Genomic DNA, 20,806 nt, shown 5'->3' on the forward strand with positions numbered 1-20,806 from the left:
ACCACAATGCCGGGTGAAATACTTCACCCGGTACTCAGGAGGCGTTCATGAAATACAGCACAACGTTGCCGGTTAAACCTCTTCCTACGGCGGAAAAATTCAGTGGCAAAGGGCCGGCTTATACGCGCCGTTTTCACGTGATGGCGAAACCCACCGGATCGCGTTGCAATATTGACTGCAACTACTGTTTTTACCTGCACAAAGAACAGCTGCTGGAGCAGGATCGCCACAGCGGCATGAGCGATGAGGTGCTGGAAACCTTCATTAAGCAATATATCGACAGCCAGGATGGCGAGCAGGTGGTGTTCTCCTGGCAAGGCGGCGAGCCCACGCTAATGGGGCTGGAGTACTTCGAAAAAATTGTGGTATTGCAAAAGAAATATCAGAAGCCGGGACAGCGCATTGAAAACGATCTGCAGACCAACGGCATTCTGCTGAATGACAACTGGGCGCGCTTTCTGCGTCAGCATAACTTTTTAGTCGGCATTTCAATCGATGGCCCGGCGGAACTGCACGATCGCTACCGCGTGACGCGCAGCGGTAAGCCCACTTTTGAAAAAGTGATGGCGGGCGTTGCGGCGCTGAAACGCCATAGCGTACCGTTCAATGCTTTAGTCACCGTCAACCGCACCAACGCCCGCTTCCCGCTTGAGGTTTACCGTTTTCTGACCCGCGAATTGGGTGCCACTTATATCCAGTTCAATCCGTGCGTTGAGCCGGTGGATTTCAAACACACCGCACCGCAGTTCTGGCGTGACGACACCATTCCAATTACCGGCTCACGCCGCGCGCGTCCCGGCGATCTCGACTCCATCGTCACCGACTGGTCTGTCGATCCAGATGATTGGGGCCGCTTCCTGATTGCGGTATTTGAAGAGTGGGTGAACAACGATTTAGGTCGCGTACAGGTCAACCTGTTTGAAACCGCCGTGGCGCAAACCATGGGCATGCCAGCGCAGATTTGCATCACCTCAGAGTTTTGCGGCAAAGGTCTGGCGATTGAGAAAAATGGCGACATCTTCTCCTGCGATCACTACGTCTATCCCGAATACAAGTTAGGCAATGTGCAGAGCACCAAACTGGCGCACATGGCCTTTTCCGAACGACAAAAAGCCTTTGGTTTAGGTAAGCGCGATACGCTACCAGCGGCCTGCAAACGCTGTCCCTATCTGAAACTCTGTTATGGCGAATGCCCGAAAAACCGCATTGTCAGAAGCGAAGAAGGGGAACTGGGCATGAATTACCTCTGTCCCGGCATCAAGGCGTTTTTAGATTATGCGCAGCCGATTCTGGTGGGCATCGCCACGCTGTTGCAACCTAAGACGGTGGAACCTGCATGATGAAACGCACCTTATTTGCCCTGTTAATTGCAATTCATTGCGGGTCGGCTATAGCTGCTGAGGATCCGCTGAGCAGCTGGAATGACGGTCAATCTAAGCAGGCGATTGAAAGCTGGGTTCAGGGCGCCACGCAAGCGGGAGGCAAGGCTTTCATTCCTGCTGATCAACGTTATGTGGTGTTTGATAACGACGGCACGCTCTGGCCCGAAGCGCCGCTGACCTTTCAATTACAGTTTGTGCTGGATGAGATAAAGCGCCTGGCACCCGAGCATCCTGAATGGAAGCAGGATGCTTTAGTACAAGCTGTAATCAACAACGAAACGAAAACCCTGATTCAGGCGGGGAAGAAAGGGCTGATCCAGCTGATGACGCTAACCCACAGCGGCATGACCACCGACGATTATGCTCAGCGCGTCAGCCATTGGGTTGAGACCCATCGCCATGCACGTTTCGGCTGTCGTTACGATCAGCTGGGCTATCAGCCAATGCGCCAGCTGCTGGATTATCTGCGCGCCAACGGCTTCAAAACCTGGATCATCTCTGGCGGCGGTATCGATTTTATGCGCGTGCTGGCGGAGAAGATGTATGGCATTCCGCCGGAACAGGTGGTGGGTTCATTTTCACTCAGTGAGTTTTCTCTCACGGACAACGGTACGCAACTGCGCAAAACGCTAAACGGCGCTTTTTATGATGACGAAGCGATGAAGCCGGTTGCTATCCATCTGTTTATGGGACGACATCCGGTTGGCGCTTTCGGTAACAGCGATGGCGATGTGCCGATGCTGCAATACTCCTCCGCGAATCCCGCCTACAAAACCTTTGGTTTGCTGGTTCATCACACCGATGGGGCGCGTGAATACGCTTACGATGCGCATCCTTCGGCCAGCGGAAAACTGGTTAACGGACTCACGCTGGCCGCAAAAAATGGCTGGACGGTTGTCGATATGAAGCAGGACTGGAAAACGGTATTTGACCCTGCGCAATGCGCAGTTGGGCAAAGCAGGGAATAGAGCGGGAATAAAAAAGGGTGCTTTAACAAGCACCCTTATTCGATCACTGCATTTGTTGCTGAACGAGATTACGCGCTCAGCAGCTGATTGGCGGTTTTCTCAACCAGCGCCAGCAGGACTTCAACATCTTCCAGCGTCACGGTTGGGTTCAGCAAGGTCAGCTTCAGGCAAGTCACGCCCTGATTCTCGGTCACGCCAACGTTGGCGCGGCCAGAATCCAGCAGTGCATCGCCGATACGCTGGTTGAACAGGGCAATCTGCGCGGTATCGGTCAGTTGCTCTGGACGATAGCGGAACAGCACGCTAGCCAGCTGAGGCTGCATCACCAGCTCCAGACGCGGTTCAGAGGTGACATATTTCGCCACTTGCTGCGCCAGTGTTACACCGTGATCGATGATCGCCGCGTACTGTTTCTGACCCAGCGCCTCCAGGCCCATCCACAGTTTCAGCGCATCAAAACGACGCGTGGTCTGCAGTGATTTGGATACCAGATTCGGTACGCCGGCTTCTTCGTCAAACTCTGAGTTCAGATAAGCCGCCTGATAGCGCATCAGCTCGTAATGACGCTCATCTTTCAGCAGGAACGCACCGCAGCTGATGGTCTGGAAATACTGCTTGTGGAAGTCCAACGTGACGGAATCCACCAGCTCCAGGCCATCAAGGTAGTCGCGATACTTCTCGGACAGCAACAGCGCGCCGCCCCATGCTGCATCAACGTGTACCCAGATGTTGCGCTCGGCAGCAATGCCAGCAATTTCACGCAGCGGATCGATAGCACCGGCATCGGTGGTACCGGCGGTCGCGACGATCGCCAGGATCTGTTCGCCGCTGGCTTCGGCCTGTGCCAGTTTGGCTTTCAGGTCTGACACATCCATACGGGCGAATTCATCAGACTTCACCTGCACCACAGACTGATAGCCGTGACCCAGCAGCGCCATGTTCTTCTGTACAGAGAAGTGCGCGTTTTCAGAGCACAGCACTTTGATCTTACGCAGATCGCCGGTGATACCGTGCTGCTGCACCGAGTGGCCCTGGCGCTGATAGAAGGCATCTCGCGCCAGCATCAGACCCATCAGGTTGCTCTGGGTGCCGCCGCTGGTGAACACACCTGCGTCGCCAGCCGGATAACCCACTTGCGCACGCAGCCATTCGATCAGCTTGATCTCAATGATGGTGGCAGAAGGGCTTTGATCCCACGAATCCATACTCTGGTTGGTGGCGTTGATCAGCACTTCTGCCGCCTGGCTTACCACCAGGCTAGGGCAGTGCAGATGCGCCACACATTGTGGGTGATGCACTGAAAGACTGTCTTTCAGGAAATATTCAATCGCGCGTTCAATCGCGGCCTGGTTACCCAGGCCGTTTGGATTGAAGTCGAGCGTGATACGCTCGCGCAGTTCGGCAACAGTTTTGCCTTGATACATCTCAGGCTGTTGCAGCCACTGCACAACCGCGGCGCTGCTCTGGGCAATCGCCTGCTGGTACGCCTCAATGCTCTGTGCAGAGGCGGCCAGAATCGGGTTTACTTCAGACATTTACTCTTCCAATCAAACAGGTTTGACGCCAGCGCCAATCAGCGCCTGCTCAAATTTATCCAGGAAAATCGCCAGCTCATCGTTGGTGATCAGCAGTGAAGGCAGCAGACGCAACACTGCGCCATGACGGCCACCGCGCTCCAGAATCAGACCTGCTTCGAAGCACTTCTTCTGCAGCAGCGCAGAGAGCTCGCCGTCAGCCGGGAAGCTGCCCATGTGATCGGCCGCTTCGTTCGGTTTAACGATCTCAATACCGATCATCATGCCGAGACCACGAATGTGGCCAATTACCGGGAAGCGTTTCTGCATCGCAGCCAGCTGCTGTTTCAGCCATTCACCCTGCGCGGCAACTTTGCCCGCAATATCCTGCTCTTTGAGGATTTTGAGCGTGGTCAGGCCGGTAGCCATCGCCAGCTGGTTGCCACGGAAGGTGCCGGTGTGATGACCCGGTGACCAAACGTCGAACTGCTTTTTGATGCCCAGCACGGCCAGTGGCAGACCGCCGCCCACCGCTTTAGACATCACGATGATGTCTGGCTCGATGCCTGCGTGTTCAAAGGCGAAGAATTTGCCGGTACGGGCAAAGCCAGCCTGCACTTCGTCGAGGATCAGCAGAATGCCGTGTTCCTGGGTCACTTTACGGATGCGTTGCAGCCACTCAGCCGGAGCTGGGTTTACGCCGCCTTCGCCCTGAACGGCTTCGAGGATGACTGCAGCAGGCTTACGCACGCCGCTTTCCACGTCGTTGATCAGGTTGTCGAAGTAGTAGGTCAGCGCTTTCACGCCAGCTTCACCACCGATACCCAGCGGGCAACGGTACTGATGCGGGTAAGGCATGAACTGCACTTCAGGCATCATGCCATCAACCGCTTCTTTCGGTGCCAGGTTGCCGGTGACGGACAGCGCGCCGTGCGTCATACCGTGGTAACCGCCAGAGAAGCTGATCACGCCGCTACGGCCAGTGGCTTTCTTCGCCAGCTTCAGCGCAGCTTCAACCGCATCAGCACCGGAAGGACCGGTGAACTGCAGGCAATAATCTTTACCCTGGCCTGGCAGCAGCGAGAGCAAAGACTCAGAGAATTGATCTTTCAGTGGTGTAGTCAGATCAAGAGTATGTAACGGCAAGCCGCTGGTAATGACATTTTGTATGCTCTGGAGAACATCAGGATGGTTGTGACCCAGTGCCAGCGTCCCTGCGCCAGCCAGACAGTCAAGATATTGTTTATTCTCAACATCTGTGATCCACACGCCATGGGCTTTAGCGATGGCTAAAGGCAGTTTGCGCGGGTAACTCCTGACGTTAGATTCAAACTCGGCCTGACGGGCTAAGAAAGCATCGTTGTTTCCATTGAATGCATTGGCACCAAAACTATCAATACGGACTTTATCCGTCATCATATCTCTCCTTCAACCGGGGCACGTGAGGCTCGCCAATTGACTAATTGAACAAAAAAGTAACAGCTGTGAAAAAACGCGGCCAATATAGAGCCTTTTGACCTACATCACAATGATTAATTTTGTTTAGATTTGTTTACTCTTTCCATATATGAATCAGGGCGTTGGCCAGAAATTGGCCGCTTAATTTCGCACCGCAGTGGGGGTGGTTAATAAATAATCGAATGAATAAAGTGACTTATAGCCGCTAAGGCGATCCACGGACCAAAGGCAATGGCCTGATTGATATCTCGCTGCCAGCCAATTCTGGAAATCAAAACACATAAAATAGCACCGCCCGATGCCAGCAAAAGCACTGATGGTATAAGAGGCCAGCCCAACCAGGCGCCCATCGCCGCCAGCAGTTTTGCATCCCCCATTCCCAGCGCCTCAATACCTTTAATCCACTGATATAAAAAAGATAGTGCCCACAATAAGCTGTATCCCGCGATTGCACCGAATACCGCTTCATGCAATGAACCAGGTAGCCACTCCATCGCTTTGAAAAACAGCCCAGTCCAAAGTAATGGCAATGTGATCGCGTCGGGTAAAAGGAAATGGTCGAGGTCGATAAAAGCTAATGCCGTTAATGCCCAGAACAGAATAAGCGCACCCAACAAATGCAGATTTACCGGTATAAGCCACATCAGCAACAAGGTGAAAAGTGCAGAAATTATCTCCACCTGTGGATAACGCCTGCTGATGGCGCATTGGCAATATCGACATTTACCGCGTAGCAACAGCCAACTTAGGACGGGAATATTGTCGCGCCAACGCACTCTTTTATTACATCGTGGACAGTGAGAAGAGGGATAGAACAGATTTTGGGATGATTCAGGATGTATTAATTGCAGCGGCAATCGATAGATCACCACATTGATAAAGCTGCCCATCATCAAGCCGATTAATCCACCACTTAACCAATATATGCATGCCATTGCCAATACCTCGCACCTTCCTGGTTTGTCATGGCGAGACAATATGCCGAAGCGAATATCAGTGCGAGAGGAAAGAGGTCATTACAGCGGGTTACATCAAAAGTGCAGAGCGGGATCCAGAATTAAGGAGAGTGGGAATTAAGACTGCTGCTTAAACATCTGAATCGCTTCCTGCACATTGCTGGTCGCCAGAGACATAACGTGGTCGTTATTCAGGTAGACATCATATTGCCCGGCATTAAATCGAAACACATAGAGATCGCCGCGATAGCGCAGCCCTTTGGTTTTAATACCAATGTGATGACGGCGCAAAGCAGCCTGTGACAGTCGGTCATTATCAGTTCTCATTGCCACTCCTCCACTTAGCGTTTATTAGCCAAAACCGGACATAGTCTCGGGTCTGAACCTTAACATAACCTTAAGAAGAGTATAGTTAATAATCCACAGCTTTTTCATGCCTACTTTCTTCTACCAAACTTCAACATTTAAGAAAAAAGCCAGCTTGTGTTTCAGCCATTTAATGTTGGGTTAAGTTTTCCTGCGTATCTTGTTTCCTCAGGCGATAAAAAAGCCTAACTAATGTGTTTTAAGGAGCCCGAGAAAGTTAACAGTTTGTGCTGTCAATTTTATACGGTTTAACCTACGTTTAAACAGCAAGTTACTTAATGTTGTTGTGGTATCAATCGATTGCACATTTTTACATGGTCCTGATGCAGGAAACTCAAGGTGTTAAACGTTAAGGTAAACTTATGACTTTCCTTCCATTTTCGCGCCCATCTTTGGGCGAGGAAGAGTTAGCTGCGGTAAAAGCAGTATTTGAATCAGGCTGGATTACGACGGGTCCAAAGAATGCTGAACTGGAAGAGGCTTTTTGCCAGCTCACCGGTAATCAGCATGCGATTGCCGTTAGTTCCGCTACGGCAGGAATGCATGTCACGCTGCTGGCACTGAATATTCAGCCCGGCGATGAAGTGATCACGCCGTCTCTGACCTGGGTTTCCACCATTAACATCATCACACTGCTCGGTGCGACGCCGGTGATGATCGATATCGATCGCGACACCTTGATGGTGACGCCGGAGCAGATTGAAGCGGCGATCACGCCGCGCACGCGCGCCATCATTCCGGTGCATTACGCGGGCGCACCCGCCGATTTGGATGCCATCCGCGCCATCGGTGAGCGTCATGGCATTCCGGTGATTGAAGACGCCGCCCACGCTGCGGGCTGTTACTACAAAGGCAAGCACGTTGGTCAACAGGGCACGGCGATATTCTCCTTCCACGCCATCAAAAACATGACCTGCGCCGAAGGTGGCTTGATTGTGACCGATGATGCTGCGCTGGCCGACCGCATGCGCAGCCTGAAATTCCACGGCCTCGGCGTCGATGCTTACGATCGCCACACCCATGGCCGCAAGCCGCAGGCGGAAGTGATCATGCCGGGCTTCAAATACAACTTGCCGGATATCAGCGCCGCCATTGCATTGGTGCAGCTGAAAAAACTGCCCGCCATCAATGAGCGCCGCGCGGCGATTGCGCAACGTTATCTCACCGAACTGGCGGATACGCCGTTTCTGCCGCTGACGCAGCCAGAATGGGCGCATCAGCACGCGTGGCATCTGTTCATCATTCGTGTTGATGAGTCGCAATGTGGCACTACCCGCGATGCATTAATGGAAACACTTAAAGCGCAGGATATCGGCACCGGCCTGCATTTCCGTGCTGCACACACCCACAAATATTACCGCGAACGCTATCCGCAGCTCTCACTGCCGCACACCGAATGGAATAGCGATCGCATTTGCTCAATCCCGTTGTTCCCTGATATGCGCGACGAAGATGTCACGCGCGTGATTAGTGCATTGCGTCAGATCGCTGGAGTTTGACATGTTGGAAGAAAAAGCCATTCGTAAAGTCTCCGTGGTGATCCCGGTGTACAACGAAGAGGAGAGCCTGCCGGAATTGGTACGTCGTACTGATGCGGCCTGCGCGGAATTAGGTCTGGAGTACGAGATTCTGCTGGTTGATGACGGTAGCAGCGATCGCTCAGGTGAGATGATTGCTGACGCTGCGGATATGCCGGGCAGCCATGTGGTTGGCGTGTTACTCAATCGTAATTACGGCCAGCACTCGGCGATCATGGCGGGCTTTAGCCACGTGAGCGGCGACTTGATCATCACGCTGGACGCCGATCTGCAAAACCCGCCGGAAGAGATCCCGAACCTGGTGAAAGCGGCACAGCAGGGTTATGACGTAGTAGGCACCGTGCGTCAAAACCGGCAGGACAGCTGGTTCCGTCGTCGCGCCTCACGCACCATTAATCACCTGATTCAGCGCGTCACCGGCAAAGCGATGGGCGATTACGGCTGCATGTTACGCGCTTATCGCCGCCATATTGTCGATGCGATGCTGAACTGCCACGAGCGCAGCACCTTTATTCCAATCCTCGCTAACACCTTTGCTCGCCGCACTATTGAGCTGCCGGTGGCGCATGCCGAGCGCGAGTTTGGCGATTCGAAATACAGCTTTATGCGGCTGATTAACCTGATGTATGACCTGGTGACTTGCCTCACCACCACGCCGCTGCGTCTGCTGAGTATCGTCGGCAGCCTGATTGCGCTGGCCGGTTTTGCCTTCTCGCTGATTCTGATTGTGCTACGTCTGTTCCTCGGCGCCGCCTGGGCCGGCGATGGCGTGTTCCTGCTGTTCGCCGTGCTGTTTATTTTTGTCGGTGCGCAGTTTATCGGTATGGGATTACTCGGCGAATACATCGGCCGCATTTACAACGACGTACGCGCCCGTCCGCGCTACTTCATCCAACGTGTGATTCACCCACAGCAAAAAGCCTCATCTGTACAGGAAATTGAGCAATGAAAACTGTCGTCTTCGCCTACGCCGAAATGGGCTGTGCGGGTATTTCTGCACTTCTGAACGCTGGCTATGATATCAGCGCTATTTTTACCCACTCAGACACAGGAACTGAGAGCCACTTTTTTGACTCCGTTGCGCGTTTAGCCGCTGAGCAGGGCATTCCGGTCTATGCACCGGAAGATGTGAATCATCCGCTGTGGGTCGATCGCATCAAAACCATGGCACCGGATTACATCTTCTCCTTCTACTATCGTGCTTTGCTGAACGAGAGCATCCTCAACTGCGCAAAACTGGGTGCCTTTAACCTGCACGGTTCGCTGCTGCCTAAATACCGTGGCCGCGCACCGCTGAATTGGGTGCTGGTCAATGGCGAAACCGAAACCGGCGTAACCTTGCACCGCATGGTGAAACGCGCCGATGCCGGTGACATCGTGGCGCAACAGCGCGTCGCGATTGATGAGCAGGACAACGCATTAACGCTGCATCGCAAACTGGTGGCCTGCGCCACAGAAGTACTAAATGGCGCGTTACCGGCGGTAAAACGGGGTGATATCGTCACCACGCCACAAAACGAAAGTGAAGCCACTGTTGTCGGTCGTCGCACACCGGAAGATGGCCGCATCAAATGGGAAGCCCCGGCGCAGACGGTCAACAACCTGGTGCGTGCTGTGACTTATCCGTGGCCGGGCGCGTTTGCCTTCGCCGGAACGGTAAAATTTGTGGTGTGGAAAAGCCGCGTGCATAACGTTGATCACCACGCCAAACCGGGCACCGTATTGTCTGTTGAGCCGTTCCTGATTGCCTGCGGTGAAGGTGCGCTGGAAGTGATGACCGGTCAAAGCGATAACGGCGTCTTCATGAACGGCAGCCAGCTGGCGCAAAACCTCGGCATGGTGAAGGGCGCATTGCTCTATTCTCAGCCGGTGGCAGCGGTAAAACGTCGTACGCGCGTACTGATCCTCGGCGTGAACGGCTTTATCGGTAACCACCTCACTGAGCGTCTGCTGCAGGATGATAACTTCGAAGTGTACGGTTTAGACATCGGTTCTGATGCCATCAGCCGTTTCCTCGATCAGCCGCGCTTCCACTTTGTCGAAGGCGACATCAGCATTCACTCAGAATGGATCGAGTATCACATTAAGAAGTGCGATGTGGTGCTGCCATTGGTGGCGATCGCTACGCCGATTGAGTACACCCGCAATCCGCTGCGCGTGTTCGAACTCGATTTTGAAGAGAACCTCAAAATCATTCGTGACTGCGTGAAGTACAAAAAACGCATTATCTTCCCATCGACCTCCGAAGTGTACGGCATGTGTACTGACAAACATTTCGATGAAGATCACTCGAATCTGGTTGTTGGGCCGATCAATAAACAGCGCTGGATCTACTCCGTTTCTAAGCAGTTGCTGGACCGCGTGATTTGGGCATACGGTGAGAAAGAAGGGTTGCGCTTTACCTTGTTCCGTCCGTTTAACTGGATGGGACCACGCCTCGATAACCTGAACGCCGCACGTATCGGCAGTTCGCGTGCTATCACACAGCTGATCCTAAATCTGGTAGAAGGCTCACCGATTAAGCTGATCGATGGCGGTGCACAGAAGCGTTGCTTCACCGATATTCGTGACGGCATTGAAGCGCTGTTCCGCATCATCGAGAACAAGCAGAACAACTGCGATGGTCAGATCGTCAACATCGGTAACCCGGATAACGAAGCCAGCATCAAAGAGTTGGCCGAGCGTCTGCTGGCGAGTTTTGAACGTCATCCGCTGCGCAGCAACTTCCCGCCATTTGCTGGATTCCGTGAGGTAGAAAGCAGCAGCTATTACGGTAAAGGTTATCAGGACGTGGAACACCGCAAGCCGTCGATCAAAAATGCGCGTCGTCTGCTGGACTGGACGCCAACCGTCGAGATGGATACCACCATTGATAACACGCTGGACTTCTTCCTGCGCACCGTTGAGCTGCAGGATAAGCCATGAAAAAAGTAGGTTTGCGCGTCGATGTAGATACCTGGCGCGGCACCCAATTCGGGGTGCCGGCGCTACTGGAGCAATTCAGTCTGCATCAGCTGCAGGCCAGTTTTTTCTTCAGTGTTGGACCGGACAATATGGGGCGCCACTTGTGGCGCCTGTTAAAACCTCGCTTCCTGTGGAAAATGCTGCGTTCGCGCGCAGCATCTCTTTACGGCTGGGACATCTTGCTGGCCGGCACCGCCTGGCCGGGACGGGAAATTGGTCGCGGTCTGGAGGAGATCATCAGCGCCACCGCCGATCATCACGAAGTCGGTTTGCATGCATGGGATCACTTTGCCTGGCAAACCTTGGCGGGCGTGTGGCCGCAAGAGAAACTGGTTGAGCAGATAGCACGTGGGAAACAGGCGTTAGAAGCGATCATTGGTCACAATGTCTCTTGTTCAGCCGTGGCGGGTTGGCGGGCAGACGGTCGCGTAATGGCAGCTAAGCAACAGTTTGGCTTCAGCTACAACAGCGACTGCCGTGGAACGGGCCCATTTCTGCCCATTCTTAGCGATGGCAGTATCGGCACGGTACAAATTCCGGTGACCTTGCCTACCTGGGATGAAGTGGTGGGACAATCGGTAAGCGCGGAAGGTTTTAACGACTTCATTCTCGAGCAGATTCATGCTGCAACGGGTTCGCCGGTCTACACCATTCATGCCGAAGTGGAAGGGATTGTCGGACTGAAGGCGTTCGCCGATTTGCTTAGACGTGCAGAAGAGCAGGACATTGAGTTTTGTCCACTCAGCGCCTTGTTACCCGACGATCTCTCTACGCTGCCACAGGGCAACATCGTGCGCGGGCATATTCCCGGACGCGAAGGCTGGCTAGGCTGCCAGCGTTAATATCTACAGGAACCACGGATGCGTACAGGCACTAAAACCGCATTACTCATCGCGCTCTTCGCGCTTTTTTACCTGATCCCGATTGAGTTTCGCGCCTTATGGCAGCCGGACGAAACCCGCTACGCTGAAATCAGCCGTGAAATGCTGTTCAGCGGCAATTGGGTGGTGCCGCATTTCTTCGATCTCCGCTACTTCGAAAAACCAATTGCCGGATATTGGGTCAATAACATCGGCCAATGGCTGTTTGGTCACACTAATTTTGGCGTGCGCGCCGGATCGATTTTCAGCACCACCTTGAGCGCGGTATTGGTCTACTGGCTCGGCAGGCAGATGTTCGCCAGCCGCAAAGTCGCGTTGACCGGCAGCGTTATTTTCCTGACTTCGCTACTGGTGTACGGCGTGGGCACTTACGCGGTGCTCGATCCGATCCTGATGCTGTGGCTGGTCGCCGCGATGTGCAGTTACTGGCTGGCGTCGCAGGCCAGCACCACGCGGCAACGCTTATGTGGCTATGTTTTGCTGGGCGCGGCCTGCGCGATGGGCTTCATGACCAAAGGCTTTCTCGCGCTGGCAGTGCCGGTGTTGGCGATTCTGCCGTGGGCCATATGGCTACGCCGCTTCGTTGAACTGCTGCGCTGGGGGCCGCTGACGATTGTGGTTGCTGTGCTGCTCAGCACGCCGTGGGCGCTGGCGATTAATCAGCAGGAAGGGGATTTCTGGCACTACTTCTTCTGGGTCGAGCATATTCAGCGTTTCGCCGAGTCGGATGCACAGCATAAAGCGCCATTCTGGTACTACATTCCGGTGCTACTGGCGGGCTGTTTGCCGTGGCTGGCGCTGCTGCCGGGATCGCTGGTTGGCGCGTGGCGTCAGCGCAGTCAGCAAGCCGGGCCGATCTATTTGCTGAGCTGGGTGCTGCTGCCGCTGCTGTTTTTCAGCATCGCTAAGGGCAAATTGCCGACCTACATTTTGCCGTGCTTCGCGCCGCTGGCGCTGCTGATGGCGCATTACGCACACAGCGGTTCGGCGCAGGTGATCAAAGCGCTGAAAGTGAATGGCTGGATCAACCTGCTGTTCGGTGCGATTGCCGCAATCGTGTTACTGGTGGTGCTAGCTCCGTGGGGCATTTCGCATCGTCCGGCTTATAGTAGCGAAGAGATTGTTGGCGTGATCTGCGCGGCGCTCTCCTTTATCGGATGGGGTGTGATGGGGTGGCTGAGCCGCAAGCCGGAGAACGGCCGCTGGCAGTTAGCCGCGCTTTGTCCGCTGGCGCTGGCGTTACTGGTGGGCTTTGCCATTCCGCAAAAAGTGCGGGATTCCAAGCAGCCGCAGAGTTTTGTCAGCGCGGTGCACGATCAGCTGGCGGATAGTCGTTATCTGCTGGCCAACAATCCTGGCGTGGCATCGGCGGTGGCCTGGGAACTGCAGCGCAGCGACATCAATTTCTATGATGCTAAAGGCGAGTTGCAATACGGCCTGAGCTATCCGGATGCGCAGTCACACTATATTGATGCGGATAACTTTGCCGACTGGCTGCGCGTGCATCGCCGTCAGGGCAAGGTTTCATTGGTGTTGATGATGAATTCCAGCGACAAAACGCCGGATAAAAACCTGCCGGAACCGGATGACGTCTATCGTCAGGGCCGCCTGGTTTATTACGGCTACGATGCTAAACCATGAATCTGTTGCTGATTTTACTGGTTAGCGTGTTGAGCTGTGCCGCCCAGCTGTGTCAGAAGCAGGCGGCTCATCTCGGCATCAAAAAGGGAATTTTTTGGCTGGCGCTCAGCATTCTGCTGCTGGGTATCGGCATGCTGCTGTGGCTGGCGGTATTGCGCGTGGTGCCGGTGAGCGTGGCGTATCCGATGCTGAGTCTTAACTTTGTGTTGGTGGCCATCGCCGCACGGCTGATCTGGCGCGAAACCTACAGCCTACAGCAGTGGATTGGCACGCTGGCGATTGTTGCCGGTGTGGCGTTAATGGGAAGTCATCTATGAAAGGCGTGATGCTGGCGCTGTGCAGCGTGCTGCTGGTATCGCTGGCGCAATTGGTTTTGCGAATGGCGATGCTCGATTTCCCGCCGTTGAGCGCGTTGCTCAGTTTGCAGCACATCAAACCACTGCTGCTTTTGGCGATTGGCCTTGGCGCTTACGCGCTGTCGATGTTGTGCTGGATGCTGGCGCTGCGTCATTTGCCGCTTAATCGACTCTATCCGCTGCTCAGTTTGAGTTATGTGCTGGTGTGGCTGGCGGCGATTTCCTTGCCAATATTGGGGGAAACCTTCCGCTGGAGCAGCTTTGCCGGCGTGGTGCTGATTGTGTTTGGCTTGCTGCTGGTTTCGCTGCCGCGCAAGCAATGATTGTCCGTAGGGTCGCCATTCATGGCGACCATCAACCAACCAACCGCAGATGCTTCTCCCCTAAATCCGCCAGTGGTGCCGCGCCTAACATGCCTAAATCGCGGCTAACCTCGCTGGTAATCAATTCGATGGCCAAATTAACGCCCGCTAAACCGCCCACCGCGCAAGCATAATTAAACGGCCGCCCGACAAAGCAGGCTTTTGCGCCCAGCGCGATAGCTTTAATGGCATCGGTGCCGCGTCGAATTCCGCTATCAAACATCACCGTCATTTCACCCGCTGCTGCAACGATTTCCGGCAGCACATAAAGCGGCGGAATCACCGTATCCAGCTGTCGTCCACCATGATTCGATACAACAATGCCGTCGATGCCGATGGTTTTACAGCGCAGCGCATCGTTACGGCTGAGAATGCCTTTGATCACCATCGCGCCTGGCCAGCGTGCGCGGATATATTCGATATGCTGCCAGGTTAAGTGGCTGCGGCCGCTGAAATCCCGCACCGCATTTTTCGAGAACAGCGGCGCGCCACGCTGCGCATTATTGTTCTCAAAATAGGGCATGCCGCTTTTCAGCAGCGTCTTTAGCAGTGTTCCGGTCAACCAGCGCGGATGCGTGATGCCTTGTGATGCCTTGCCACGCCAACCTCAAACTGGGACGGAACGGCGTAGCGAATCCGGCACGCACGTTGTTTTCCCGGTTGGCCTTAACCGGCGTGTCCACGGTAATCACCAGCACCGGAATCGCGGCCTGCTTAACGCGATCGATCAGCGCATCAATCTCCTCCAGCGTTTTCGGCAGATAGGCCTGAAACCACATATCGGGATTCACTTGCGCCACATCTTCCAGCCGCGTCAGCGAGGAGCCGCTCATGATAAACGGCACATTCTTCTCTTTCGCCGCGCGTGCCAGCGTGCAATCGCCATCAAAACCGGTTAACGCCGAGATGCCCATCGGCGCGATGCCAACCGGCGCCGCGTAGCTTTGCCCAAACAGCTCAACCCCGATGTTGCGCTGCGACACATCCACCATGTTTTCCGGGATCAGGCTGTAGCGCGCATAAGATGCCAGCGTGTTGCGCAGCGCGATATTGTCCTCGACGCCGCCAGAAACGTAGGCGAACAGCGGATGCGGCAGATGACGTTTGGCATACTTCTCGAAGTCGTTCAGGGATAGGCAACGCGACTGCATATTGCGCATGAAGGTGATGATCCAGTTGGCGAGACGGCAGGGGAAAAGCAAAGAAATCAATGCTATTGCACGAGCGGGATTTTACAAATCTATAATTCGGCAATGTTAATGCGCGAAATGCATATAGACGGTCGCCATAAATGGCGACCCTACGGATTTAATATCACCTTACACGTAGGGTCGCCATTCATGGCGACCTTTTAAATTACCGTTATAAATCTTTCTAAATAAAATCCCCCCCTGATGCAATTCCATCAAAATAAAAACAACAAAATGCTTGAACTCACATTTCGCAAAACAAATTCCAAATAAAAATTAACATGAAATAAAAATGTCGTTAGCGTGAGCATTCTGTTTTGTTCTGCCGTATTTCCTTATGTATTTTTTACCAGGAGGTATTATGGAAAGAGAACTTTATATATCCACCAACACGGCTTCCGGCCCGAATAGCACCACACGCACCGAGCCCTTTGTTAAAATAATCGCGCTGGTCGCCACACTGGGTGGATTACTGTTTGGCTACGATACTGGCGTGGTATCGGGCGCTTTGCTGTTTATGCGTGACGATTTGCAACTCACGCCATTCACCACCGGATTAGTCACCAGTTCACTGCTATTTGGCGCCGCTTTTGGCGCGCTGCTTGCCGGTCATTTTGCGGACGCGCTGGGACGTCGCAAGATCATTATTTCCCTCGCCTTTATTTTTGCCCTTGGCGCCATCGGTTCGGCATTTGCGCCGGATGTCATCTCAATGATCGCTTCACGTCTGTTCCTTGGTGTCGCCGTCGGTGGCGCGGCGGCTACGGTGCCGGTGTATATCGCGGAAATCGCACCAGCCAATAAGCGCGGCCAACTGGTCACCTTGCAGGAGCTGATGATTGTTTCGGGCCAACTGCTGGCGTACGTTTCCAACGCCACTTTCAACGAAATCTGGGGCGGGGAGCACACCTGGCGCTGGATGATCGCCATCTCGACTGTACCCGCCGTTTTGCTATGGTTTGGCATGATCTTTATGCCAGAAAGCCCGCGCTGGCACGTGATGCGCGGTAACAACAACGAAGCGCGCAAAGTGCTGGAGAAAACCCGCGCGGCGGATGACGTCGATTGGGAGCTAGAAGAGATTGAAGAAACCATCGAAGAGAACCGGCAACAGGGCAAAGGCCGCCTGCGCGATCTGCGTACGCCGTGGCTGCGCAAAGTGTTCCTTCTTGGCATCGGCATTGCGGCTATTCAGCAGCTTACCGGCGTCAACACCATCATGTATTACGCGCCGACCATGCTGACAGCAACCGGTTTAAGCAACGATGCCGCGCTGTTCGCCACCATCGCTAACGGCGTGATTTCAGTGCTGATGACGCTGGTCGGGATCTGGATGATCGGCAAAATTGGCCGTCGTCCGCTGGTGTTGGTTGGACAGATGGGTTGCACCGCGTGCCTGTTCTTTATCGCGGCGGTGTGCTTCTTTATGCCGGAATATCATTCGGCAGGCGACGTTAATCTGCTGCGCGCCTATCTGGTGCTGGCGGGGATGTTGATGTTCCTGTGCTTCCAGCAAGGCGCGCTGTCGCCGGTTACCTGGCTGTTGCTTTCTGAGATCTTCCCGGCGCGTATGCGCGGCATTTGTATGGGTGGCGCGGTTTTTGCGCTGTGGATGGCGAACTTCGCCATTTCGATGGCGTTCCCGCTACTGCTGGCGGCGTTTGGCCTCGCCGGAGCCTTCTTAACCTTTGCGGTGATTGGTATTGGTGGATCGATGTTCGTGTTGCGCACCATCCCGGAAACCAAAGGGCGCAGCCTGGAGCAGGTCGAGCACTACTTCCATGAGTTGTATAAATGATGTTGCGTTGATGTAAATCAATCAAGGTTCTGGCAGAGCAGCAAAACGACATCGCTTACTATCGCAAGATATCGACGCGTCACAACAAAACAGAAAGTAAATAATATTACTCTTTCAGGATAGAACACACCATGACCTACAAAATAAGCCATGACCGACTCTGCGTTAATCGTAAAATTGCGCCCAACCTCAGCCTCGATCGTTTTTTCTCGCTGGTTGAAAAGTTAGGGTTAAATAAAGTCGAAATCCGCAATGATATGAAAAGTGGCAGCGTAACTGATCATTTATCCGGTGAAGAAGTTCGTGAGCTGGCTAAACAACATGCGTTCACAATCGAAACCATTAATGCGGTTTATCCGTTTAACCAATTAACCGATGAGGTGCTGGAAAAAACGCACGCTTTATTAAACGCTGCGCGTGAAACCGGCGCTAAAGCGTTAGTGCTTTGCCCACTGAATGACGGCACGGTTATTTCCCAGCAGCAAACCGTCGATGCGTTAAAAACACTGGTACCGCTATTCGCTGAATATGGCATCGCCGGTCTGGTTGAGCCGCTCGGGTTCCCGCAAAGCTCACTGCGTTCTGCTGCTCTGGCACAACAGCTGATCAAGCAAGCGGGCGCGCCGTTCAAAATCGTACTGGATACTTTTCACCACCACTTGTACGAAGGCGCTGAGCAAGACTTTGCTGGCGGCGTTGACGTCAATAACATCGGGCTGGTGCATCTCTCTGGCGTCACCGATGCGCGCCCAACGCATCAGCTAACTGACGAAGAGCGCATCATGCTGAGCGCCGACGATCTGCTGAAATCGAAACAGCAAGTGCAACGTCTGGAAGAGATGGGTTATCGCGGCATCTACGCCTTTGAACCGTTTTCTTCCGTAATGGATGGCTGGAGCGAAGAACAGATCGCCCAGGAAATCCAATCCAGCATTGCTTACCTGAATAATTAAGGAACACTTCATGACGCTCAATATTGGTGTAATCGGCACGGGTGCGATCGGTCGCGAACACATTCGTCGTTGTAGCCAGGTGCTGCAACATTCCCGCGTAGTGGCGCTGAATGACATTAACCGCAGCAACTGCGAACAGATTGTTAAAGATCTGGGGATTCAGGCGGAGATTTATGACAACGCGCATGATCTGATTAACGCGCCAGAAGTGCAGGCGATTCTGGTCACTTCGTGGGGCCCAACCCATGAAGAGTTCGTGCTGGCGGCAATTAAAGCGGGTAAAGCAGTGTTCTGCGAAAAACCGCTGGCGGTCACCGCGCAGGGTTGCATGAACATCGTTGAGGCGGAAATCGCCGCCGGTAAGAAGCTGGTGCAGGTTGGTTTTATGCGTCCTTACGACAGCGGCTATCGCGCGCTGAGAGCGGTGATTGAGAACGGTGATATCGGCGAACCGCTGATGTTGCACTGCGCGCACCGCAATCCCGAAGTCGGCGATTCTTACACCACCGATATGGCCATCACCGATACGCTGATTCATGAGCTCGATGTGCTGCGCTGGTTGCTAAAAGATGATTACGTCAGCGCGCAGGTAATCTATCCACGCTCAACGAGTAAAGCGGCTGCGCATCTGAAAGATCCGCAAATCGTGCTGCTGGAAACTGCCAAAGGCGTGCGCATCGACGTGGAAATCTTCGTTAACTGCGCTTACGGCTACGATATTCAGTGCGAAGTGGTGGGCGAAAGCGGTATCGCACGTTTGCCTGAGCCGATGTCGGTGCAGACGCGCAGCGCGGCCAAACTTTCCACCAGTATTCTTACCGACTGGAAAAAGCGTTTCATTGATGCCTATGACGTGGAGTTGCAGGATTTTATCAACAGCGTGTTATCAGGTGAGATGACCGGTCCATCGGCGTGGGATGGTTATGCGGCGGCGGTCGCGGCCGATGCCTGCGTTGCGGCGCAAAACTCTGGTGACATCGTGCCGATCACCATGCCGGCGAAACCGGCGTTCTATAACTAAGTTCTTTTTCCTTCCTTAAACGCGCGTTCTGATGGCGTAATGCTCGTCAGTTAAGCGTCTTTCGGTCACCATAAATGGCGACCCTACAACGGATTGGCGCTTTTTTCGTAGGGTGCGCATTCATGCGCACCTGCATAATGGCGCGCGTTTTATCTCGTATCACACTCTCATCTCAGCGTTTTCCCGTGTATCATCGCCGGCTTTAAGCAGTTTTGTAGGGAATAAGTGATGACGGAGATGACATTGTCCCGCCGCCAGCCTTCCGTTTGGTGGGGCGCGATGATTATTTGCGGCACCGTGGTGGGCGCAGGGATGTTTACGCTGCCGGTGGTGATGGCGGGCGCGTGGTTTGGCTGGGCGATGGTGTTACTGCTGATCAGCTGGGGCGGCATGTTGCTGTCCGGCTTGTTGTTTATGCGCGTCAGCCTCAAGTATCCGCCTGGCGCGGGTTACGACACCTTAACCAAAGATTTGCTCGGACGCGGCTGGGCGGCGCTTAATGGACTCAGCATCTTATTTGTCCTCGGCATCCTCACTTACGCCTACATTTCGGCCAGCGGCCCGGTGTATCAGCACTCAATCAGTCAGCTAGGATTACCGATCTCAACCGCAGAAGCCAAAATATTGCTGACGCTGTGCGTTGCTTTGGTGGTGTGGCTCGGCACTACTGGCGTCAGCCGTTTGATGACCTTCTGCGTGCTGGCGAAAATTCTGCTGCTGATCGTACTGTTTGGCGGCTTACTAACGCAGGTGAACGTGCCGTCGTTAATGAGCGGACCCGCAGCAGGCGAACATTACTGGCCTTATGCACTTGGCGTGCTGCCGTTTTGTCTCGCGTCGTTTGGTTACCACGGCAACATCACTGGTCTGGTGAGTTATTATGGCGGTAATAAGCGGAACATCACGCGCGCGTTGGTATTGGGTACCTTGCTGTCGCTGGCGCTGTATCTGTTTTGGCTGACCAGCACCATGGGCAATCTTCCGCGCTACGCGTTTCCCGAGATTGTGAAGCAGGGCGGTGATATCGCGGCACTGATGGCAGCGCTGCGTGATCATCTGCACGTTAATGCGCTGGCGCTGATGATGTCGATCTTCTCGCATTTCGCGGTGATCGCTTCATTCCTCGGCGTTACCGCTGGTCTGTTTGATTTCATCGCCGATCGTCTGGGATTCGGGAATTCACCCGGCGCGCGTCTGAAAACCGCCAGCCTGACTTTCCTGCCGCCGTTACTCGCCTCGATTTGCTGGCCGAATGGTTTTGTTGCCGCGATTGGTTTTGCCGGACTGTTTGCCACTTTGTGGGCGGTGATCATCCCGGCTATGCTGGCGTGGAAATCTCAGCAACGCTGTTCAGTGGCGGTGGTTTTACTGTTTGTGTTTGGCGCGATGAATATACTGGCCTGGCTGCTGAGCTGGTTTGGGGTGTTGCCGGAATTTGGCGGTCGTTAAAGAGAGAAG

19 protein-coding genes are annotated in these 20,806 nt (G+C 54.0%); 13 read left to right on the forward strand and 6 right to left on the reverse strand.

Going from position 1 to position 20,806, the window contains the following annotated elements; translation table 11 throughout:
- Nucleotides 1-47 precede the first annotated feature (47 nt).
- Both FHW71_RS19340 and FHW71_RS19345 read left to right on the forward strand, forming a co-directional pair.
- Nucleotides 48-1,340: an anaerobic sulfatase maturase gene (locus FHW71_RS19340; protein WP_179452643.1), complete on the forward strand. Its 1,293-nt coding sequence runs from the start codon at nucleotides 48-50 to the stop codon at nucleotides 1,338-1,340.
- On the forward strand, nucleotides 1,340-2,350 hold the full coding sequence (locus tag FHW71_RS19345) for an HAD family hydrolase (RefSeq protein WP_179452794.1): 1,011 nt from the start codon (nucleotides 1,340-1,342) through the stop codon (nucleotides 2,348-2,350). The genes FHW71_RS19340 and FHW71_RS19345 overlap by 1 nt, the downstream gene beginning before the upstream one ends.
- Before the next feature lie 68 nt (nucleotides 2,351-2,418).
- Here the strand turns inward: FHW71_RS19345 and FHW71_RS19350 are convergent, their stop codons facing one another.
- From FHW71_RS19350 to FHW71_RS19365, 4 genes are all read right to left on the reverse strand, one after another.
- Nucleotides 2,419-3,885, reverse strand: coding sequence for an aspartate aminotransferase family protein (locus FHW71_RS19350; protein ID WP_179452642.1), 1,467 nt, complete (start codon nucleotides 3,883-3,885; stop codon nucleotides 2,419-2,421).
- A gap of 12 nt (nucleotides 3,886-3,897) precedes the next feature.
- Nucleotides 3,898-5,283 carry a diaminobutyrate--2-oxoglutarate transaminase gene (locus FHW71_RS19355; protein ID WP_036649212.1) on the reverse strand — a complete coding sequence of 462 codons (1,386 nt, stop codon included), beginning with the start codon at nucleotides 5,281-5,283 and terminating at the stop codon, nucleotides 3,898-3,900.
- A 206-nt stretch (nucleotides 5,284-5,489) separates the two neighbouring features.
- Complete coding sequence (locus tag FHW71_RS19360; RefSeq protein WP_179452793.1) at nucleotides 5,490-6,257, reverse strand: A24 family peptidase; 768 nt, start codon at nucleotides 6,255-6,257, stop codon at nucleotides 5,490-5,492.
- Nucleotides 6,258-6,395: 138 nt separating this feature from the next.
- Nucleotides 6,396-6,605, reverse strand: coding sequence for a hypothetical protein (locus FHW71_RS19365; RefSeq protein ID WP_008107438.1), 210 nt, complete (start codon nucleotides 6,603-6,605; stop codon nucleotides 6,396-6,398).
- Nucleotides 6,606-7,006: 401 nt separating this feature from the next.
- Between FHW71_RS19365 and arnB the strand changes: the two genes are divergently transcribed.
- From arnB to arnF, 7 genes are read left to right on the forward strand one after another with little or no spacing between them, the layout of a single operon-like run.
- Nucleotides 7,007-8,143, forward strand: coding sequence for a UDP-4-amino-4-deoxy-L-arabinose aminotransferase (gene arnB / locus FHW71_RS19370; protein ID WP_179452641.1), 1,137 nt, complete (start codon nucleotides 7,007-7,009; stop codon nucleotides 8,141-8,143).
- A 1-nt stretch (nucleotide 8,144) separates the two neighbouring features.
- The gene (gene arnC / locus FHW71_RS19375) at nucleotides 8,145-9,131 is read left to right on the forward strand and encodes an undecaprenyl-phosphate 4-deoxy-4-formamido-L-arabinose transferase (protein ID WP_008107434.1); all 987 of its coding nucleotides are present in this window, start codon (nucleotides 8,145-8,147) and stop codon (nucleotides 9,129-9,131) included.
- Complete coding sequence (gene arnA / locus FHW71_RS19380; RefSeq protein ID WP_179452640.1) at nucleotides 9,128-11,107, forward strand: bifunctional UDP-4-amino-4-deoxy-L-arabinose formyltransferase/UDP-glucuronic acid oxidase ArnA; 1,980 nt, start codon at nucleotides 9,128-9,130, stop codon at nucleotides 11,105-11,107. Before arnC ends, arnA begins: the two co-directional genes overlap by 4 nt.
- Entirely contained in the window at nucleotides 11,104-11,988 is an 885-nt protein-coding gene (gene arnD / locus FHW71_RS19385) for a 4-deoxy-4-formamido-L-arabinose-phosphoundecaprenol deformylase (protein ID WP_179452639.1), read from the forward strand. Before arnA ends, arnD begins: the two co-directional genes overlap by 4 nt.
- Before the next feature lie 18 nt (nucleotides 11,989-12,006).
- Entirely contained in the window at nucleotides 12,007-13,668 is a 1,662-nt protein-coding gene (gene arnT, locus FHW71_RS19390; RefSeq protein ID WP_179452638.1) for a lipid IV(A) 4-amino-4-deoxy-L-arabinosyltransferase, read from the forward strand.
- A complete protein-coding gene (gene arnE / locus FHW71_RS19395) occupies nucleotides 13,665-13,985 on the forward strand; it encodes a 4-amino-4-deoxy-L-arabinose-phosphoundecaprenol flippase subunit ArnE (protein ID WP_008107425.1) in 321 nt (106 codons plus the stop codon). The genes arnT and arnE overlap by 4 nt, the downstream gene beginning before the upstream one ends.
- Nucleotides 13,982-14,347: a 4-amino-4-deoxy-L-arabinose-phosphoundecaprenol flippase subunit ArnF gene (gene arnF, locus FHW71_RS19400; protein ID WP_154183554.1), complete on the forward strand. Its 366-nt coding sequence runs from the start codon at nucleotides 13,982-13,984 to the stop codon at nucleotides 14,345-14,347. Before arnE ends, arnF begins: the two co-directional genes overlap by 4 nt.
- A gap of 31 nt (nucleotides 14,348-14,378) precedes the next feature.
- Here the strand turns inward: arnF and FHW71_RS24080 are convergent, their stop codons facing one another.
- Together FHW71_RS24080 and FHW71_RS24085 are read right to left on the reverse strand one after the other, a co-directional pair.
- Complete coding sequence (locus FHW71_RS24080; RefSeq protein WP_353621001.1) at nucleotides 14,379-14,909, reverse strand: alpha-hydroxy acid oxidase; 531 nt, start codon at nucleotides 14,907-14,909, stop codon at nucleotides 14,379-14,381.
- Nucleotides 14,896-15,546 carry an alpha-hydroxy acid oxidase gene (locus FHW71_RS24085; RefSeq protein ID WP_286176362.1) on the reverse strand — a complete coding sequence of 217 codons (651 nt, stop codon included), beginning with the start codon at nucleotides 15,544-15,546 and terminating at the stop codon, nucleotides 14,896-14,898. Before FHW71_RS24085 ends, FHW71_RS24080 begins: the two co-directional genes overlap by 14 nt.
- A gap of 391 nt (nucleotides 15,547-15,937) precedes the next feature.
- On the opposite strand from FHW71_RS24085, the gene FHW71_RS19410 reads away from it, so the two are divergent.
- The 4 genes from FHW71_RS19410 (at nucleotide 15,938) to FHW71_RS19425 (ending at nucleotide 20,797) form a co-directional block, all read left to right on the forward strand.
- Nucleotides 15,938-17,374: a sugar porter family MFS transporter gene (locus tag FHW71_RS19410; RefSeq protein ID WP_179452637.1), complete on the forward strand. Its 1,437-nt coding sequence runs from the start codon at nucleotides 15,938-15,940 to the stop codon at nucleotides 17,372-17,374.
- A gap of 131 nt (nucleotides 17,375-17,505) precedes the next feature.
- On the forward strand, nucleotides 17,506-18,327 hold the full coding sequence (locus tag FHW71_RS19415; protein ID WP_179452636.1) for a TIM barrel protein: 822 nt from the start codon (nucleotides 17,506-17,508) through the stop codon (nucleotides 18,325-18,327).
- A 10-nt stretch (nucleotides 18,328-18,337) separates the two neighbouring features.
- Nucleotides 18,338-19,348 carry a Gfo/Idh/MocA family oxidoreductase gene (locus tag FHW71_RS19420; RefSeq protein WP_179452635.1) on the forward strand — a complete coding sequence of 337 codons (1,011 nt, stop codon included), beginning with the start codon at nucleotides 18,338-18,340 and terminating at the stop codon, nucleotides 19,346-19,348.
- Nucleotides 19,349-19,576: 228 nt separating this feature from the next.
- A complete protein-coding gene (locus FHW71_RS19425) occupies nucleotides 19,577-20,797 on the forward strand; it encodes an aromatic amino acid transporter (protein WP_179452634.1) in 1,221 nt (406 codons plus the stop codon).
- Nucleotides 20,798-20,806 lie beyond the last annotated feature (9 nt).

The sequence above is a fragment of the Enterobacter sp. Sphag1F genome (genome assembly GCF_014193275.1).
Taxonomy (GTDB): domain Bacteria; phylum Pseudomonadota; class Gammaproteobacteria; order Enterobacterales; family Enterobacteriaceae; genus Pantoea; species Pantoea symbiotica.

Coding starts and splice junctions, on each gene's coding strand:
- FHW71_RS19340 (WP_179452643.1), top strand. CDS start 48: ATGAAATACAGCACAACGTTGCCGGTTAAACCTCTTCCTACGGCGGAA.
- FHW71_RS19345 (WP_179452794.1), top strand. CDS start 1,340: ATGAAACGCACCTTATTTGCCCTGTTAATTGCAATTCATTGCGGGTCG.
- FHW71_RS19350 (WP_179452642.1), bottom strand. CDS start 3,885: ATGTCTGAAGTAAACCCGATTCTGGCCGCCTCTGCACAGAGCATTGAG.
- FHW71_RS19355 (WP_036649212.1), bottom strand. CDS start 5,283: ATGATGACGGATAAAGTCCGTATTGATAGTTTTGGTGCCAATGCATTC.
- FHW71_RS19360 (WP_179452793.1), bottom strand. CDS start 6,257: ATGGCATGCATATATTGGTTAAGTGGTGGATTAATCGGCTTGATGATG.
- FHW71_RS19365 (WP_008107438.1), bottom strand. CDS start 6,605: ATGAGAACTGATAATGACCGACTGTCACAGGCTGCTTTGCGCCGTCAT.
- arnB (WP_179452641.1), top strand. CDS start 7,007: ATGACTTTCCTTCCATTTTCGCGCCCATCTTTGGGCGAGGAAGAGTTA.
- arnC (WP_008107434.1), top strand. CDS start 8,145: ATGTTGGAAGAAAAAGCCATTCGTAAAGTCTCCGTGGTGATCCCGGTG.
- arnA (WP_179452640.1), top strand. CDS start 9,128: ATGAAAACTGTCGTCTTCGCCTACGCCGAAATGGGCTGTGCGGGTATT.
- arnD (WP_179452639.1), top strand. CDS start 11,104: ATGAAAAAAGTAGGTTTGCGCGTCGATGTAGATACCTGGCGCGGCACC.
- arnT (WP_179452638.1), top strand. CDS start 12,007: ATGCGTACAGGCACTAAAACCGCATTACTCATCGCGCTCTTCGCGCTT.
- arnE (WP_008107425.1), top strand. CDS start 13,665: ATGAATCTGTTGCTGATTTTACTGGTTAGCGTGTTGAGCTGTGCCGCC.
- arnF (WP_154183554.1), top strand. CDS start 13,982: ATGAAAGGCGTGATGCTGGCGCTGTGCAGCGTGCTGCTGGTATCGCTG.
- FHW71_RS24080 (WP_353621001.1), bottom strand. CDS start 14,909: ATGCCCTATTTTGAGAACAATAATGCGCAGCGTGGCGCGCCGCTGTTC.
- FHW71_RS24085 (WP_286176362.1), bottom strand. CDS start 15,546: ATGCGCAATATGCAGTCGCGTTGCCTATCCCTGAACGACTTCGAGAAG.
- FHW71_RS19410 (WP_179452637.1), top strand. CDS start 15,938: ATGGAAAGAGAACTTTATATATCCACCAACACGGCTTCCGGCCCGAAT.
- FHW71_RS19415 (WP_179452636.1), top strand. CDS start 17,506: ATGACCTACAAAATAAGCCATGACCGACTCTGCGTTAATCGTAAAATT.
- FHW71_RS19420 (WP_179452635.1), top strand. CDS start 18,338: ATGACGCTCAATATTGGTGTAATCGGCACGGGTGCGATCGGTCGCGAA.
- FHW71_RS19425 (WP_179452634.1), top strand. CDS start 19,577: ATGACGGAGATGACATTGTCCCGCCGCCAGCCTTCCGTTTGGTGGGGC.